15 protein-coding genes are annotated in these 14,917 nt (G+C 62.8%); 8 read left to right on the top strand and 7 right to left on the bottom strand.

All coding sequences use genetic code 11. From position 1 onward, the window contains the following. The first annotated feature begins 5 nt into the window (after nucleotides 1-5). Nucleotides 6-1,220 carry an acetate/propionate family kinase gene (locus AC1VNY_RS22670; RefSeq protein ID WP_482406836.1) on the top strand — a complete coding sequence of 405 codons (1,215 nt, stop codon included), beginning with the start codon at nucleotides 6-8 and terminating at the stop codon, nucleotides 1,218-1,220. Next, nucleotides 1,217-2,008: an enoyl-ACP reductase FabI gene (gene fabI / locus AC1VNY_RS22665; protein WP_456827893.1), complete on the top strand. Its 792-nt coding sequence runs from the start codon at nucleotides 1,217-1,219 to the stop codon at nucleotides 2,006-2,008. The genes AC1VNY_RS22670 and fabI overlap by 4 nt, the downstream gene beginning before the upstream one ends. A gap of 16 nt (nucleotides 2,009-2,024) precedes the next feature. Here fabI and AC1VNY_RS22660 read toward each other — a convergent pair whose 3' ends face one another. From AC1VNY_RS22660 to AC1VNY_RS22640, 5 genes are all read right to left on the bottom strand, one after another. Then, nucleotides 2,025-2,483 (bottom strand): MaoC family dehydratase, encoded by a 459-nt coding sequence (locus AC1VNY_RS22660; RefSeq protein WP_482406835.1) that lies wholly within the window; start codon nucleotides 2,481-2,483, stop codon nucleotides 2,025-2,027. A 32-nt stretch (nucleotides 2,484-2,515) separates the two neighbouring features. Then, nucleotides 2,516-3,166 (bottom strand): 3-oxoacid CoA-transferase subunit B, encoded by a 651-nt coding sequence (locus AC1VNY_RS22655; protein ID WP_482406834.1) that lies wholly within the window; start codon nucleotides 3,164-3,166, stop codon nucleotides 2,516-2,518. 3 nt (nucleotides 3,167-3,169) lie between these two features. After that, entirely contained in the window at nucleotides 3,170-3,817 is a 648-nt protein-coding gene (locus tag AC1VNY_RS22650; RefSeq protein WP_482406833.1) for a CoA transferase subunit A, read from the bottom strand. A gap of 92 nt (nucleotides 3,818-3,909) precedes the next feature. After that, nucleotides 3,910-4,515, bottom strand: coding sequence for a hypothetical protein (locus tag AC1VNY_RS22645; protein WP_482406832.1), 606 nt, complete (start codon nucleotides 4,513-4,515; stop codon nucleotides 3,910-3,912). Further along, nucleotides 4,512-5,438, bottom strand: a complete 927-nt coding sequence (locus AC1VNY_RS22640) for an alpha/beta fold hydrolase (RefSeq protein ID WP_482406831.1) — start codon at nucleotides 5,436-5,438, stop codon at nucleotides 4,512-4,514. The genes AC1VNY_RS22645 and AC1VNY_RS22640 overlap by 4 nt, the downstream gene beginning before the upstream one ends. 128 nt (nucleotides 5,439-5,566) lie before the next feature. On the opposite strand from AC1VNY_RS22640, the gene AC1VNY_RS22635 reads away from it, so the two are divergent. The 4 genes from AC1VNY_RS22635 to AC1VNY_RS22620 all read left to right on the top strand — a co-directional run bounded on the left by AC1VNY_RS22635 (nucleotide 5,567) and on the right by AC1VNY_RS22620 (nucleotide 10,218). Continuing rightward, complete coding sequence (locus tag AC1VNY_RS22635; RefSeq protein WP_482406830.1) at nucleotides 5,567-8,053, top strand: alpha/beta hydrolase; 2,487 nt, start codon at nucleotides 5,567-5,569, stop codon at nucleotides 8,051-8,053. 40 nt (nucleotides 8,054-8,093) lie between these two features. Continuing rightward, nucleotides 8,094-8,966 carry an alpha/beta fold hydrolase gene (locus AC1VNY_RS22630; RefSeq protein ID WP_482406829.1) on the top strand — a complete coding sequence of 291 codons (873 nt, stop codon included), beginning with the start codon at nucleotides 8,094-8,096 and terminating at the stop codon, nucleotides 8,964-8,966. Between the two features lie 136 nt (nucleotides 8,967-9,102). Next, complete coding sequence (locus AC1VNY_RS22625) at nucleotides 9,103-9,279, top strand: hypothetical protein (protein ID WP_482406828.1); 177 nt, start codon at nucleotides 9,103-9,105, stop codon at nucleotides 9,277-9,279. A gap of 564 nt (nucleotides 9,280-9,843) precedes the next feature. Then, complete coding sequence (locus tag AC1VNY_RS22620; RefSeq protein ID WP_482406827.1) at nucleotides 9,844-10,218, top strand: hypothetical protein; 375 nt, start codon at nucleotides 9,844-9,846, stop codon at nucleotides 10,216-10,218. A 6-nt stretch (nucleotides 10,219-10,224) separates the two neighbouring features. Here AC1VNY_RS22620 and AC1VNY_RS22615 read toward each other — a convergent pair whose 3' ends face one another. After that, on the bottom strand, nucleotides 10,225-11,601 hold the full coding sequence (locus tag AC1VNY_RS22615; RefSeq protein WP_482406826.1) for a polysaccharide deacetylase family protein: 1,377 nt from the start codon (nucleotides 11,599-11,601) through the stop codon (nucleotides 10,225-10,227). Nucleotides 11,602-11,697: 96 nt separating this feature from the next. Then, nucleotides 11,698-12,513: a polysaccharide deacetylase family protein gene (locus AC1VNY_RS22610; protein WP_482406825.1), complete on the bottom strand. Its 816-nt coding sequence runs from the start codon at nucleotides 12,511-12,513 to the stop codon at nucleotides 11,698-11,700. Between the two features lie 84 nt (nucleotides 12,514-12,597). Here AC1VNY_RS22610 and mgtE point away from each other — a divergent pair, with 84 nt between their 5' ends. Both mgtE and AC1VNY_RS22600 read left to right on the top strand, forming a co-directional pair. After that, complete coding sequence (gene mgtE, locus AC1VNY_RS22605; RefSeq protein ID WP_482406824.1) at nucleotides 12,598-14,019, top strand: magnesium transporter; 1,422 nt, start codon at nucleotides 12,598-12,600, stop codon at nucleotides 14,017-14,019. 126 nt (nucleotides 14,020-14,145) lie between these two features. Continuing rightward, nucleotides 14,146-14,466, top strand: coding sequence for a helix-turn-helix domain-containing protein (locus tag AC1VNY_RS22600; protein WP_482406823.1), 321 nt, complete (start codon nucleotides 14,146-14,148; stop codon nucleotides 14,464-14,466). The last annotated feature ends 451 nt before the right edge of the window (nucleotides 14,467-14,917 follow it).

The raw sequence follows: 14,917 nt of genomic DNA, 5'->3' as shown, positions 1-14,917 counted from the left end.
CTGCCATGGATACGATCCTCGTCGTCAATGCCGGCTCCTCCAGTGTGAAATTTCAGGTCTTCGCGGTGGAAGGCGAGGGCCGGCTGCGGCGGCAGCTGAAGGGCCAGATGGACGGCATCGGCAGCCGGCCGCGAATGCGCGCCAGCGGCTCAAGTGGCGAACCGCTGGCCGACCGCGCCTATCCGATCGAAGCGGTTGCCGATGTTCCTGCAGCCATGTCCGTCGCGGGCGCCTGGTTGAGGGAGGAACTCCACATCAACCCTGTGGCCGTGGGCCATAGGGTTGTTCACGGCGGCCCGGATTATGCGCACCCGGTGCTGATCGACCCCCTGGTCGTGTCGCGGCTGGAGCGTTACGCGCCGCTGGCGCCGCTGCACCAGCCGCACAATCTGGCGCCCATTAGGTCCCTGCTGACCAATTTTCCGACCTTGCCGCAGGTGGCCTGCTTCGATACGGCGTTCCACCGCGATCATGCCCCGCTGGCCGACCACTACGCGATTCCGCTCCAGCTCTACGGCGAAGGTGTCAGGCGCTACGGCTTCCATGGCCTGTCCTACGAATATGTGGCCAAGCGGCTGCCGCAGGTGGCGCCGGAGGTCGCGATTGGGCGTGTGATCGTGGCCCATCTCGGCAGCGGCGCCTCGATGTGCGCGATCCGGGCAGGTCGGAGCGTCGAGAGCACGATGGGATTTACGGCGCTCGACGGCCTCGCGATGGGAACGAGGCCGGGCCAGATCGATCCCGGCGTCGTCCTGCACTTGCTCACCGAGAAGGGAATGTCCGCCTCCAAGGTGCAGGATTTTCTCTACCGCGACTGCGGCTTGAAGGGGCTGTCCGGCGTCAGCAACGACATGCGCGAGCTCGAGACAAGCAGAGACCCGCAAGCTGCATTTGCGATCGATTATTTCGTCTACCGTGTCGGTCTTAACGCCGGCATGTTGGCAGCCGCGCTGGAGGGGCTCGACGGCTTCGTCTTCACCGCGGGGATCGGCGAGAACTCCGTTTCGATCCGTGCCCGTATTGCCGAGAGGCTGTCCTGGCTTGGAATCGTGCTGGATCCCGCCGAGAATGCGCGACACGCGACCAGGATCTCCGGACCCGAAAGCCGAATCCCCGTATTCGTCGTGCCGACCGATGAGGAACTGATGATCGCGCAGCATACGCTGACGCTGCTCATGAACCAGCCATCGCCCAATCCTAAACGCGCGAGAGTGTCATGACCATCCCGGTTTATCCTGAGACCAGTGTCGCGCTGAAGGGCAAGAAGGGATTGATCGTCGGCATTGCCAACGACCAGTCGATCGCCTGGGGCTGTGCCAAGGCGTTTCGCGCGCTCGGCGCCGAACTCGCCGTTACCTACCTGAACGAGAAGGCCAAGAAGCACGTCGAACCGCTGGCCAAGGCGCTGGAATCGCCGATCTTCATGCCGCTTGACGTGATGGTCGAGGGCGAGACCGAGAAAGTCTTCGAGCGAATCCGGAACGAGTGGGGTCAGCTCGACTTCCTGCTTCACTCGATCGCGTTCTCTCCGAAGGACGCCTTGCATGGCCGCGTGGTCGATGTGGATCGCGCCGGCTTCCAGAAGACCATGGACGTATCCTGTTGGTCGTTCATGCGCATGGCCCATCTCGCGGAGCCGTTGATGAAGAACGGCGGTACAATGTTCACCATGACCTATTACGGTAGCCAGATGGTGGTAAAAAACTACAATGTGATGGGCGTCGCGAAGGCGGCGCTTGAGGCAGCCGTGCGCTACATCGCGGCCGAGCTTGGGCCGAAAGGCATTCGGGTCCACGCCATCTCGCCGGGGCCACTTGCCACGCGCGCAGCATCCGGCATTCCCGAATTCGATGAGTTGATGGACAAGGCGCAGTCGCAGGCGCCAACACGCAGCCTTGTCAGCATCGACGATGTCGGCAAAGCCACGGCGTTCCTCGCCCTCGACGGCGCAAAGCTAATCACCGGAGATGTGCTCTATGTCGATGGCGGTTACCACATCATCGATTGAATCCGCGAAAACCGGGTCAGCTGTAGTGCAGGCCGATGACCTCCGCGACGCAGGCAGGGCGAGCGCCGCCCTCCATTTCGATCACCACGCGGTAGTGAACTCTCAATCCATTCGGTGGCACGTCTTCGGCTTCCGCGATGGAGACGCGACCGCGCAACTTTGATCCGGCGGGCACCGGCGCCAGATAGCGGATCCGGTCCGCGCCATAGTTGAGCGTGTTCTTCAATCCCTTCAGGCCCATCACCGAGCGGATGAACATCGGCGTCAGGCTCAGCGACAAGAGGCCGTGTGCAATGGTCTTGCCTCCGGGCATTTCGGCCTTCGCGCGTTCCTGATCGACGTGAATCCACTGCTCATCACAGGTCGCATCGGCGAATTTGTTGATGCGTTCCTGGGTGATCTCAGTCCATTCGCTGATGCCGACTTCGGTGCCGACCGCCGACTTGAGTTCGCCAAATCCGTTGAAGATTCGCATGGTCCTTCTCGCTCTGTTTTAGCTCACTTTCGTCAGACCGCCATTTCGGGAACCTCATCGGGAACTGCGAGTTCGGCCTCCGTCACCGCGAGCACTTCGGCGACTGTCAGGCCCGGTGCCGTTTCCAGTAGGGTCGCCCTGCCGCCGGGAAACGCGATGACCGCCATATCGGTCACAACAAGGTCGACAGGTCGCGCTGACGTCAACGGCAGGTTACATCTGGCAACGATCTTCGACTTTCCCTTTGCCGCATGCTGCATGGCGACGATGACCCGCTTGGCGCCGCTGACGAGGTCCATGGCGCCGCCCATACCAGGCACCATTTTGTCTGGGATCATCCAGTTAGCCAGATGCCCGGTGGCGTCGACCTGCAGGCCGCCGAGCACCGTGATGTCGACATGGCCGCCACGGATCAAGCCGAACGACATCGCACTGTCGAAGGTGGCAGCGCCGGGTAAGGCGCTGATCGGCTTGCCGCCGGCATCGGTCAGCAGCGGATGGGCCATGCCCTGTTCGGGAATTGGGCCTGTGCCGATCAAACCGTTCTCGGACTGGAAGAACACGTTGAGCCCCGCAGGAACGTAGTTCGCAACCAGGGTCGGAATCCCGATGCCGAGATTGACGAGGTTACCTGGCCGCAGTTCCTTCGCTACGCGACGCGCAATGATGGTTTGTGCATCCATGGCTCATCCGTTCGCAACGAGATAGTCGACCAGTGGTCCCGGCGTGATCACGTGATCCGGAGCAATCACGCCGACCGGAACAATGTGCTCGGCGGTCACGATCACCGTGTCCGCCGCCATCGCCATGACAGGGTTGAAGTTTCGCGCAGTGAGGGCATAGGACAGGTTGCCGGCGTAGTCGGCCAGGAAGGCGTGAACGAGCGCGAAATCGGCGCGTAGCGCGGTCTCCAGCAGATATGGTTTGCCGTCGACTTCGATCTTCTGCTTGCCTTCCTCGACAAGCGTGCCAACGCCGGTGGGCGTCAGGACGCCGCCAAGACCGCAGCCGCCGGCGCGGATCCGTTCGACGAAGGTGCCCTGCGGAATAAGGTCGACCGTGATCTGCTTGCCCAGCATCTGTTGCTGCGCTTTCGGATTCAGTCCGATATGGGTGCCGATCATGCTCGATACCTGGGCGCCGTCGAACAGCTTGCCGACACCCTTGCCGGGTGTGGCCGCATCATTGCTGATGACTGACAGGCCCGATTTCTTCTGCCGGACCAATTCGTCCAGCAGGCGCTCCGGCGTGCCCACGCCCATGAAGCCGCCGACCATGATGCGCGCGTTGTTCGGAATCATCGCAACAGCTTCTTCGGCGGATACGGCCTTCATGATTGGGCTCCGGTAATTGATCCGAGGCGAGATATCCCGGTGAACACTGTCGTTTGGCGGGGCGGCTACGTTGATCTGGGTCAAGGCCCGCGTCATTCGCCGTCGGCGCGGTGGCTAATCCCAATGCTATCCAGCATCTCCGCCCACAATTTGCGCACCTGTCGATGCCGATCGTTCACGGCCGCGCTGACGGCGTCGCGGACAGGCTTGAGATCGTCACCTTTCAGAAAATGGATCTGGGCCTGGATTAGCCGGCTGCTTTCAAATTCGATCCGGCGCAACGCCACGACAAAAGGATCATCTGCCGACGCCTCGACCGGCAACAGGGCGGCGGGCCGGATAGCGCCGTGCGCGGCATGCCCGAGGGCCGCAATGTCGATTGTCGTGGCAAGCTGGCGATCGGCAACGTTGGAAACCGGGTTGGGCGCCCAAGCCATTTCCCAGATCAGCGTGTTGTAGAAGGCCATGACATCAGGCGTCCACGAGGTGGCGCGCAGGAAAAGGGAAACGATCTCCGTCTCGCGATGCAGCTGTGTGTTCAATTCGGTTTGCCAGCCGGCCTTGAACTGGCCCGGCAGGACGAGGGCCAACTGTCGTGCAAGCGCGCCATGCATCGAGACCAGGAATGATGCCACCCGAGTTTGCTGTAGCGACGGTACGCGACCGGAGGAATCGAGCGGGCCCAGGAACTGGTTCATGACGTCGCCCGCGGCACGGGAATAGCGCGCAGGTGGTCGAAGCCGGCCGGGAAACGCGTCATCTCGCCACCGGCATCGTCGGGTGCGATCCATACCGCCTGTTCGCCCTGCCAGCGCTTCGCTAGCACGTCTTCGGCGAAGCGTGCCAGCAGATCGGCCGTCAGTGCGGCCTTCTCGAGGGTGAAGGCGTGGTAAGCGTTGGGGATGATGACTAGTGAGCTGTCGGCAATGTGAGTGCGCAGGGTTTCGTGCAGCGAACGCGGCGTGAGGAAGTCAAATTCTCCGTTGAGGATCATCGTTGGCGCCCTGATCGACGCCAGTTGTGGTGTCAGCGGCTGGAAGTCGAGGAAGGATTCCATCAAGTTTTGCACCGCATAAACGTCATTGATCAGCCAGCCCTGTCGCTTCACCGCGTCGAGATTGCCGAGCAGAGGCTTGAGCCAGGAGTCCGAGAGATTCATCGGAAGCAACAAATCCTGCAAATAGCTGGTTCCGCCCAAGATCAGCCCGGTGCGCAGCGCATTGCCAAGCAGCAGAAGTTGCGGCGAAAGTTCTGCGAAGGCACTCATAGGCACCAGGCCCGACAGCCTGTTGCTGTGCAAGATCGCGTAGCGCAGCGCGATCAGTGCGCCGAAACTGATGCCGCTGAGGAATACCGGGCCATCACCGAGTTCATCAATCAGGAGCCGAAGCGCCTCAACCTGATCATCCTGGCTGATGAACAGTTCCGGTTTGGCCGAGGCGCCCTGACCGAGCAGATCGAAAGTGGCGACACGAAATCCTTTGCCAACCAGCGCGTGCCGATAGGCCGCCCAGAGCTCCGAATATTGAGTAAGCCCGTTGACGAGCACATAGGCTGGCGCGTCCGTGGCACCGTCCAGCTCATAACGGATGCGGTGCGAGCCATGCGACAGAAACGGCATTCGCTTCACTTGCTCAATGCTTTAGGGTGTCAAATTGTGGTGCGCGCCCAGCCGCATCCTTGACCTAGGTCAACGTCGGCCGCGCGGTCCCGACGGAACCTTCCCAAAATCGGTCAGGGAGGCTTTCCATGAGGCGTCTTTTCATTGGCCTGCTGCTGCTCGCCGTAAGCGCATCGGTTGCGACCGCCCAACCGTTCACGCGCCGCTCGTCGCAAGTCCAGCATGACGGCCTGAAGCAATATTACGAGATCGCCGACTTCAAGCTCGGTGGCAAGTATGACCTGGCCAATCCGTCCAAGTGGGAAAATGGCGGCGAGGGGGGTGTCACCCTTGAATCGCTCGGCGGCGGAAAGCTGAGAACCGCCTACATCGCGGTCGGCACACCGCGGCGCAACGCCGCGGGTGAGATCACCAATGCCGTCGTCATCAATTCCTACTACTCCGGTGACTCCACCGACATGTACGAGCAATGGGTCAAGGGTGCCGCACTTTCGGGTGGCGTCCCTATCATCGGACCGGGCCGTCCGATCGACACCGACCGCTATTACGTTGTGATGGTTGATCCGCTGGGGACCTGGGGTGCAAGCAAGCCCTCCGATGGCCTCGGGATCAAGTTTCCCCAGTACACCTACTACGACATGGTGCAGGCGAACTATCGGATGCTTCGCGATCATATGAAAATCGCAAGGGTCGCGCTGGCCGCCGGCGTCTCGATGGGGGGCACGCAGACCTATGTCTGGGGCGTCATGCATCCGGAATATGTCAGCGCGCTCATGCCGATCGGTGGCACGACGCAGTCGGACGCTGGAGATCCGGTCGGTAACTGGACATTCCAGCTGATGACGGCGGCGATCGAATCCGATCCGGTCTGGCAACAGACCAAGGGCGATTACTACAAGCTGCCCAAGGAGAAGCATCCGCTGATGGGCATGGCGTTCGGCTGGTCCGTATTGGGTCTGACCGGCTACGATCTCTCGTACCGAACAACGCAGGCGTTCACCGCGGTACAGCCGGAAATCTTCTATTGGGATCCGCCGAACGAGAAGGCCGGCCTTAACGTCATCAATCGCTCCAAGCTGTATGACGCCGTCGACCTCGTATGGCGCAACCGCGTTGGCGAGCTTCACAACATCAACAATGACCTCGGCCGCATCCAGTCACGCACTCTGGTCATGCACATCAAGAACGACCTGTGGCTCAACTTCAAGCTTGCCGAGAAAGCAGTCGAAAACATCCCAGGTGCCGACCTGATCGCCGAAGACAGCCCGGTCGCGCATTACGGCGTGTTCTCGATCATCAATGGCCACAAGAATGATCCGAAATTCGTGACGTTCATGGACGACGTCGCCAGCCTCGACAAGGCACAGCAGTTCGTCGACAAGAATTTCCGCACGCCGGGCGTGGCGTCCGACATCGATCCGAAGAAATCGTTCTGGAAGGACTACGTCACCTATCCCTATCCGGTGAAATACGCCAACGCCAAGGACGCCAAGGGCACGACCTGGCAGATCGGCTACATGGATGAATACTACGGCACCGAGAAGGATCCGAAAGTCCTCGTCGTCATCCACGGCAAGGGAGCCTTCGCCGGCCACTACGGCAACATCATGCAATACGCCTTGCGCAGCGGTCTACGCGTGATCGCGCCCGACCTGCCGCATTACGGCATGTCAGGCCCCGGCAACCTCGACAAGAGCCCGGCGCGGACCATGCAGGACATGCGGGAAGTGGTCTATGACCTCGTCGTCAACCAGCTCAAGGTCAAGCAAGCGGCCTACCATGGCCATTCCCTGGGTGGCCAATTGATCCTGGGCTACGCGCTGACATATCCCGACGCTGTGAAGAGCCTGATCCTCGAAGCGCCCGCCGGCCTCGAAGAGTACCCCCGCGAGGTGACGATAGGGCCCGGCAAGACGGCAAAGCTGTTCGACGCCTCGCTCGCGGGCAATTTCGACAAATGGAAGGATGTCTGGGGGCCGACCCAGGTATTAGCCAACGAAATCGCGCGGCCGGAGCAGAACATTCGCGACTTCTTCTATTTCAAGAAGCGCGATCCCGGGACCGGCGTGGTCGGGCGCAGCAAGAGTGGCTACTTCATGAACGACAGCGAGTATGCGCGGTTGCATACCGAGCAGCGTGTCGGCCTCATCAAAGGCAATCCGAAGGAGCTCGAGCAATGGGCCAACGTGTACATTCTCGACATCTACGGCATGGTATCGGAGTTGCAGCAGGATGATCCGAAGAACCTGTATCGGCGGCTGACCGACATCAAGGTGCCGATTTTCCTGGCCTTTGGCGACAAGGAGCCGTTCATTCCCGGAACGCCCTTTAATGGGTTGAAGGACCTCGGTCGCGACATCATCACCCCGTTCATGACGCGGATGACGCGCGCGAACAACCGGCCGATCCTGAAAATCTATCCGGACACCGGTCATTTCATCCATACAGACAACCCGGTGGAGTTCCCGGCCGACGTGACTGATTTCGTGATGACCGGCAATCTCGACACCAGTTCACCGCTCGAGACGGACCGAATGATCAACGGCGTGGTGTCGGCGATGGCTGTTGCGCCGACGCCGGACGGACCGAATCCGACAGCCGGTTTGAATAAGTGACCAGCAGGCTGAGTTGCAACGAGATGGTCAAACTGTAGCAATGCCCAAAGTGCGTGCCGGAGAGGTCGACCTTGGCTGGCGGGAGTGGGGCGAAGGCGAAACCACGGTCGTCTTCATCCACGGCAATCTCGCCAGCAAGGACTGGATCGAGCTCGCCGCCCCCTTGTTCCCGAGCGGGCTTCGGGTCATCGGAATCGACTGGCGCGGTTGTGGCGACAGCGATCGCCCACCCGCGACACTCGGCTACGCCAATTACTCAATGCAGCAACATGCGCTCGATATGCTGGCAGCGCTTGATGCATTGCAAATCCCGTTCTGTCATCTCGCGACGCATTCCACCGGTGGCATCATCGCGGCGCGCATGCTGCTGATGCAGCCGGCGCGTTTCGGCAGGGTATTTGCGCTCGATCCGGTGACGCCACTCGGGCTAGCGTTCAACGCGGAGCAGATCGGGCTATTTCGCGCGATGATGGCGAGCCGCGAGGTGACGCGCGCTATGATGGCGACGGCGGCTTCTTCCTTGTTCCTTCCGGACAGCATGGCGCCGAATGCGGTGCCGGTGTTCCGCGAGGGGTTGGGCGCGATCCCAGCCTTGTTCGAGCGCATCCTCGAGCAGACGTTTGGCGTCTCCGAGGGAATATGGATTGGCACGCCGGTCAATCTCACGCGCGAGCGGGAAAGCCGCGAGCTCGAGCGGCGGATGCCCGAAATCCGGCATCCACATCTCGTCGTCTGGGGAGAGGGCGACGGCTGGATTGCGCCCGCTGACCTCCGGACCATGGCGGAGGCGATGCCGAGCTGCCGATTAGTCGTCGTGCCGGGCGTCGGCCACTCGATGAACCTTGAAATGCCGCCACTCTATGCCGGCTATTTTGGCGCCTGGTTCGGCGGCCGGAGCGACTGGCGATGGTGAAACTCGTGAAGGTCTAGAAAACCCTGGATTCGATCGACGGCCGCTCGGAAGCGGCATGGCGTAGGACGAGGGGCCCTCGTTTCGAATCTGAACTGACAGCTAGCTTAAATTCGAACAGATCGCTTCGGAGGATCGAATGGCTAACACTCCAAAACTCTCGGTCGAAAAGGCGCTAAAGAAGTTACAAAAGAGCGATGAGCCAAAGTCGAAGAACGAACGCTATGACGAGAAAATGAGCGCGCTCGACGAAGAAATACGGCGCATGAGAGCGCAGAGGATGCGCTTGGATCGGCCCAAACGCACACGGGACTAGGGAAACTCGTTGTTGCGGTAGCCCGGACGAACTCCGTGGTGACGTTGTCGGCTCCTGAGCTTCTGGTCGGAGACAAGTCAATGACGCCCAACAGGGTTGACAGACTCGGCGTGCTCGGGCGCGAGCGAACTGGCAATCCGGCAGAATTCGAACCTGCAGCGGAGTAGAAATCCGCTACTTGGCCCATTTGGCCTACGGCGCGTTGAGCGGTCGGCCTGAAAGGCACCCAAACGTCAGAAATGCTCCCTACGACTTCGCCGCTTTCGGCAAAGCATTGAAATCGCAGCAAATCCGAACGCCCTCCGAGCGCACCACACCTCAGCCGATCCTTGAAATCGCTGGACTTTTCGGAGCGTGGCCGCTCGCCGGCCATGCCGACCCGTGCTTCGGGGAGCAGGTCCGACGAGTGCAGGCGCGTGACGTGGAGGTGCCGGTCGATGCGGTCACGTAACACCGGTCAGGTAGATTCGCGGATGCATGGCCTTACCGGTTTGGTGTTGCCGACCGGAGGCGGCAGCCTCCCCCGATCGCGCGGCTGCAAGTCTGCCCCACCCGGAGCGCCTGATGATCTTTGCCAGCTACGCCTACCGTGTCGTCTCCAACTTCGTGTTCCTGGGGCTGGTCTATTTCACGCTGAACCTTCTGGAGAAGTACGAGCAGCGCGCGACGGTCGCGGTCCTGATCCTGGTCTATGCGGCTATGCACGCCTTTTCCGGCTTGCGCTCGTTCTATTTCTTCCAGCGCATCGAGCGCCTGGAGGGTGAGACGCGGCGGCTCGCCGCGGCGGCCGGCGAGGGGCCCAATGCTGTCGCCTCGCGCAGGCAGATCGTCGCCGATGTCACTGTGCTCAGGCATGCCGGCGAGATCAAATCCTATATCGACATCTTCGTCCTGGCGCTGGTGATCCTGCTCTGCGTCGCCAAGATCGTGGCCAGCTAGATCCCGTCAATCAGGCACGCGCCTGCCAGCCGACGCCTCGGCGCGCGGCGTGCGCTTCTTCACATTATTGGCGACGTGGACTGAAGCATTCTCCGCGGCCGGCGGCGCGACATGCAAGGGTGCGCCGTGGGCTCTGCCGTGCGCCGCGCCGGGCGCCTGATGCGCAGCCTGCTTCGGATGCCTGGCCTGGCGCGCGGAGAACGCCTGCGCGCGCGATACGCCAACGCCAACGGTCGCGCGCCGCGCGAGGCGGCGATCGGCCGCCGATCGGGCTGCGAGCAGGGTCAGGTCGAGCGCTTCGGGAACGCGGAACACGTCGGACGCGGGGACCGGCAATGTCGAGACCGATGCGAACCGCGCAAGCTGCGGCTGCGGCCACAGCGTGCGGACGGGCATCGCGACCCGGGTGCGCTGTGCGTGGTCGAGGATGTCGGCATCGCGCCAATCCATGTCGGCAAGCACCGCGGCAGGCAGCGTCCGCGTCGCGGTGAAGACGAAGTTCGGAATCCTGGGCCAGCGCGTGGTCGCCACCGTCTCGGTCGGCGGATGCAGGTACCATTGCTGCGGCTGGGTCGGCGTCGCCGGGCGATCGGGCGTTGCGGGCACGACATGAACGATCCGGTAGCCGCGCTCCTTCAACGTGTTGAGGATGCGCGGCAGCGCCGCAACGGTGCGCGGCTGGATGTCGTGCAGCAGCAGGATGCCTTTGCGCTTGGCTTCGATCCGCTGGATCGCGAGGTCATAGACCCGCTGCGGCGAGATGTGGCGCCAGTCGTCCGCCGGGAAGTCGGCGCTCCAGACCTGGATGCCCTGTGACGCCAGATAGGCCTCCGGGATCTCGGCGCGCATCAGGCCGGGAATCCGGAAGAACGGCGCGAGCTTGCTCTTGTCGCCATTGAGCGCGGCGAGCGTCGAGGCGATGCCGTCGTCGACCTCCTGGCGCACCTTCTCGAGCGGCATCTTGTTCATCGTCAGCGGATGGTTCTGGCTGTGCGTGCCGACGGTATGTCCGGCCGCGATCAGCTTGCGCACGCCCTCTGGATTGAACCGGGCCTGGGAGCCGATGGTGAAGAAGGTCGCCTTGACGCACTGGCTGGCGAGAATGGCCAGCACCTGGTTGCTGTATTTCGGCAGCGGCCCGTCGTCGAAGGTCAGTACCACTTCGTGATCGGCGAGCGGCAAGGTCTCCGGATACTGCATGGTGCCGATCCGGGGATGCTCCTTGGGATCGACGACGAGGGTCCGCGAGGTGCCGAGTGCGTTGGGGTTAGGGCAGTCTGCGGCGAGGGCGGCGTACGGCGTCATCAAGCCGCAGCCCAGCAGCGCCGCGCGGACCACGATCCGCGACCGCTTCCGGATCATCACCAGGACGTTTGCAATCATCGCATCTCGGCCGCATTCCAAACGCACTGACGAATCCTTAGGTGCGGCGCCATGAATGCCGCCTTAACGGTCTGTAATCCACCTTGGGTCCCGGGTTCAATGTGTCCGGTCGGACACGGTTTTCATCGCCGGCGGGACGATGTGGACGACGTGGTAATTATGCTCCTGCAGGTACCTCAAGAAGGCGGGCAGCATCTCGGCTGTCCGCATTTGCGGGTCATGCAGCAGGATAATTCCCTTGCGGTGGCCTTCGAGCCGCCCGGTGAGCAGCTTGAGTTCCTCCTCGGGGGTCATCTTGTTCCAATCGCTGGCCCAGAAATCGGCTCCGAACACCGCGATACCGCGCTTTTCCAGGCGATCGAGCAGCGCGGGCGTCGACTCGAAATAGGGGAACCGGAAGAACGGCGTGCTCGGGACCGTGCTTGCGGTGCCGCGCAGGGCCGTCTGGACCGCTTCGATTCCCCGGTTGATGTTCGCCTCGGCCTGATCCGTCGGCATCCTGTTGAGATGGGGGTGGTCCCAGCTGTGATAGCCAATGCTGTGGCCGAGGCGCGCGATCTTGCGGACCATATCGGGATGATCGGCCGCGTTGCGCCCGACCATGAAGAAGGTGGCCTGCACGCATTCGGACGCCAGCGCCGTCAGCACCTTGTCGGTGACCCCCGGCGTCGGTCCGTCGTCGAAGGTCAGCACGACCTCGCCATCCCTGAGCGGCAGGGTCTGCGGAAAGCTCTTCAGCCCGACGCGCGGATAGGTCGCAGGGTCGACCTCGAGCACACGTGAGGTGCCAAGCGCGTCCTTGCGCTGGCATTCGGCGGCGTGCGCCGAGCCGCACAGTGCAACAGGCGCGAGCGCCACCAGCGCCGCGAAAGCCCTCCGGAGCGGTCGCGGTGCGCTCGACATCTTTCTCATTGCACTGGGCCCCACCGATTAGGTAATCCGTTCCGCACTCATCCAACCAGTTTTTCCCCTCCTGTCAAACCGGCGAAACACGGCATGGCCGAGAATTTCGACGCTGCCGAACCCGCCGAGGCCGACCCGCTGGCCCGGATGCCGATGCGGAACGAGGAGGGCGAGCTCCGCGGCGAATTCGTTGCGGCGATCACCCGAGCCATCCACGCCGCCGACCGGCCGCTGCTGTGCGAGGTGGTGGCGGAACTGCACGAGGCCGATCTCGGCGACCTGATCGCGGCGCTGGAGCCGGACGACCGCGTCACCCTGGTCGAGATCACCGGCACCGATTTCGACTTCTCGGCGCTCAACGAGGTCGACGAGACGGTCCGCGAGGAGATCCTCGAGGAACTCAAGCCGGAGACGGTTGCGGAGGGCGTCCGGGAGCTGGAATCCGACGACGCCGTCGAGTTGCTGGAGAGCCTCGACGAGGAGGATCAGGAAGAGATCCTGGAGAAGCTGCCGGCAGCCGAGCGCGAGGACATCGAGCGCAGCCTGCTGTACCCGGAGAATTCCGCCGGCCGGCGGATGCAGACCGAGTTCATCGCGGTGCCCCCGGATTGGAATGTCGGGCAGGCGATCGACTATATGCGCGACACGCCCGACCTGCCGGATCGCTTCTACGAAATCTATGTGGTCGATGCCGACAAGCACCTGCTCGGCGCGGTGCCGCTCGACGTGCTGCTGCGCACGCGCCGCCCGGTCCCGATCAAGGACCTGATCGACGAGGACCGTCGCCGGGTTTCCGCGCTGGAGGACCAGGAAGAGGTCGCGCGGATGTTCGGCAAGTACAATCTGGTCGCAGCTCCGGTGGTCGACACCATCGACCGGCTGGTCGGCGTGATCACGATCGACGACGTCGTCGACGTGATCGAGGAGGAGGCCGACCAGGACTTGAAGGCGCTCGGCGGCGTCACCAGCGACGAAGAGCTGTCCGACACGGTGTGGACCATCGCCCGCGGCCGCTTCAACTGGCTGCTGGTCAATCTCGCCACCGCGTTCCTGGCCTCGTCGGTGCTCGGCCTGTTCGAGGGCCAGCTCGAGAAGATGGTGGCGCTTGCGGTGCTGGCGCCGATCGTGGCGAGCCAGGGCGGCAACGCCGCGACCCAGACCATGACGGTCGCGGTGCGCGCGCTCGCCACCCGCGAGCTCGGCTCCTACAACGCGATGCGCGTGGTGCTGCGCGAGACCATGGTCGGGCTCGTCAACGGCATTGCCTTTGCCGTCATCACCGGCGTCGCCGCGGTGGCTTGGTTCAAGATCCCCGGCCTCGGCATCGTGATCGGGCTTGCGATCATCTGCAATCTGGTGGCCGGCGCGCTCGGCGGCATCCTGATCCCGATGGTGCTGGAACGGGTGCGGGCCGACCCCGCGGTCGCGTCCGGCACCTTCGTCACGACCGTCACCGACGTGGTCGGCTTCTTCTCGTTCCTCGGCATCGCCACGTTGTGGTTCGGGCTCAAGTAACGCGCTCGCGGGCAGGGCGGCGCGTGGTTCGGGCGCGAGCCGCGCCGGGCCGCTTATCGTTAATCCGAACTTAACGCGCTTCAACGATGATGCCGCTATCTCCAAGGGGCCATTACGGGGGCCATCATGCAGCGGTTGCGGCTCAAGGCGGACGGACGGATCGTCGAATTGCGCGACGGGCAGGAAATCCCGCTCGTGCCCGCACATCCCAACCAGGCGGCGATGCAGCCTGCCGCCGCGCAGCCGGCCGTGCGCGATCTGCGCCGCCGGGCCCGGCTCACCCAACTCGAATTCGCCGCCAAGCTCGGCGTGCCCGTGGAAACCATCCGCAACTGGGAGCAGGGCAAGCGCGCGCCGCGCGGACCTGCCCGCGCGCTGCTCGCCGTGATCGCCCATTCGCCGGAGACGGTGTTCGCCGCGCTGTCGAGCGAGCCGACGGCGGCTTGAGCGGGTAGGGCGTAGTTCGCCATCATTGCTGCAATCTCGGTTTCGTCCCTGCGAAAGCAGGGACCCATACTCCGCGGCCCGTGTTGTGAACGGGACTCGTCGTTCCACCGTCCCGCAACAATGGCGATCTGTGGTTATGGGTCCCTGCTTTCGCAGGGACGACAGTGAGTTTGTTGCGCGCGTTGTGAGTCAAAGTGAGTCAAACTTCCGCATTCTCGCGACATGAATTGTCCGAGCTTTGGATTTCGTTTCGCCCTCTCTCTTGAAGAGGGCGCAGGGAAAGCCGGGTGCCGATCGCACCCATGGGCCCCGTGCAAAAGGTAGAAAGCACGGGGGTAGGACCACAGGTGTAACCGGAAACAACCCGGCTTTCCCTGCGCGATGGGTTACGGCTTATACGTGCTCTCCCCGGCGAGACTGGGCTTTTTTGTCACCGTCTTCGCAACGACGC

It is taken from the genome of Bradyrhizobium ferriligni (genome assembly GCF_056837965.1).
This window is presented reverse-complemented; position numbering and strand designations above follow the sequence as displayed.

Coding starts and splice junctions, on each gene's coding strand:
- AC1VNY_RS22625 (WP_482406828.1), top strand. CDS start 9,103: ATGGCTAACACTCCAAAACTCTCGGTCGAAAAGGCGCTAAAGAAGTTA.
- fabI (WP_456827893.1), top strand. CDS start 1,217: ATGACCATCCCGGTTTATCCTGAGACCAGTGTCGCGCTGAAGGGCAAG.
- AC1VNY_RS22600 (WP_482406823.1), top strand. CDS start 14,146: ATGCAGCGGTTGCGGCTCAAGGCGGACGGACGGATCGTCGAATTGCGC.
- AC1VNY_RS22660 (WP_482406835.1), bottom strand. CDS start 2,483: ATGCGAATCTTCAACGGATTTGGCGAACTCAAGTCGGCGGTCGGCACC.
- mgtE (WP_482406824.1), top strand. CDS start 12,598: ATGGCCGAGAATTTCGACGCTGCCGAACCCGCCGAGGCCGACCCGCTG.
- AC1VNY_RS22615 (WP_482406826.1), bottom strand. CDS start 11,601: ATGATTGCAAACGTCCTGGTGATGATCCGGAAGCGGTCGCGGATCGTG.
- AC1VNY_RS22650 (WP_482406833.1), bottom strand. CDS start 3,817: ATGAAGGCCGTATCCGCCGAAGAAGCTGTTGCGATGATTCCGAACAAC.
- AC1VNY_RS22640 (WP_482406831.1), bottom strand. CDS start 5,438: ATGCCGTTTCTGTCGCATGGCTCGCACCGCATCCGTTATGAGCTGGAC.
- AC1VNY_RS22635 (WP_482406830.1), top strand. CDS start 5,567: ATGAGGCGTCTTTTCATTGGCCTGCTGCTGCTCGCCGTAAGCGCATCG.
- AC1VNY_RS22610 (WP_482406825.1), bottom strand. CDS start 12,513: ATGAGAAAGATGTCGAGCGCACCGCGACCGCTCCGGAGGGCTTTCGCG.
- AC1VNY_RS22655 (WP_482406834.1), bottom strand. CDS start 3,166: ATGGATGCACAAACCATCATTGCGCGTCGCGTAGCGAAGGAACTGCGG.
- AC1VNY_RS22670 (WP_482406836.1), top strand. CDS start 6: ATGGATACGATCCTCGTCGTCAATGCCGGCTCCTCCAGTGTGAAATTT.
- AC1VNY_RS22620 (WP_482406827.1), top strand. CDS start 9,844: ATGATCTTTGCCAGCTACGCCTACCGTGTCGTCTCCAACTTCGTGTTC.
- AC1VNY_RS22630 (WP_482406829.1), top strand. CDS start 8,094: ATGCCCAAAGTGCGTGCCGGAGAGGTCGACCTTGGCTGGCGGGAGTGG.
- AC1VNY_RS22645 (WP_482406832.1), bottom strand. CDS start 4,515: ATGAACCAGTTCCTGGGCCCGCTCGATTCCTCCGGTCGCGTACCGTCG.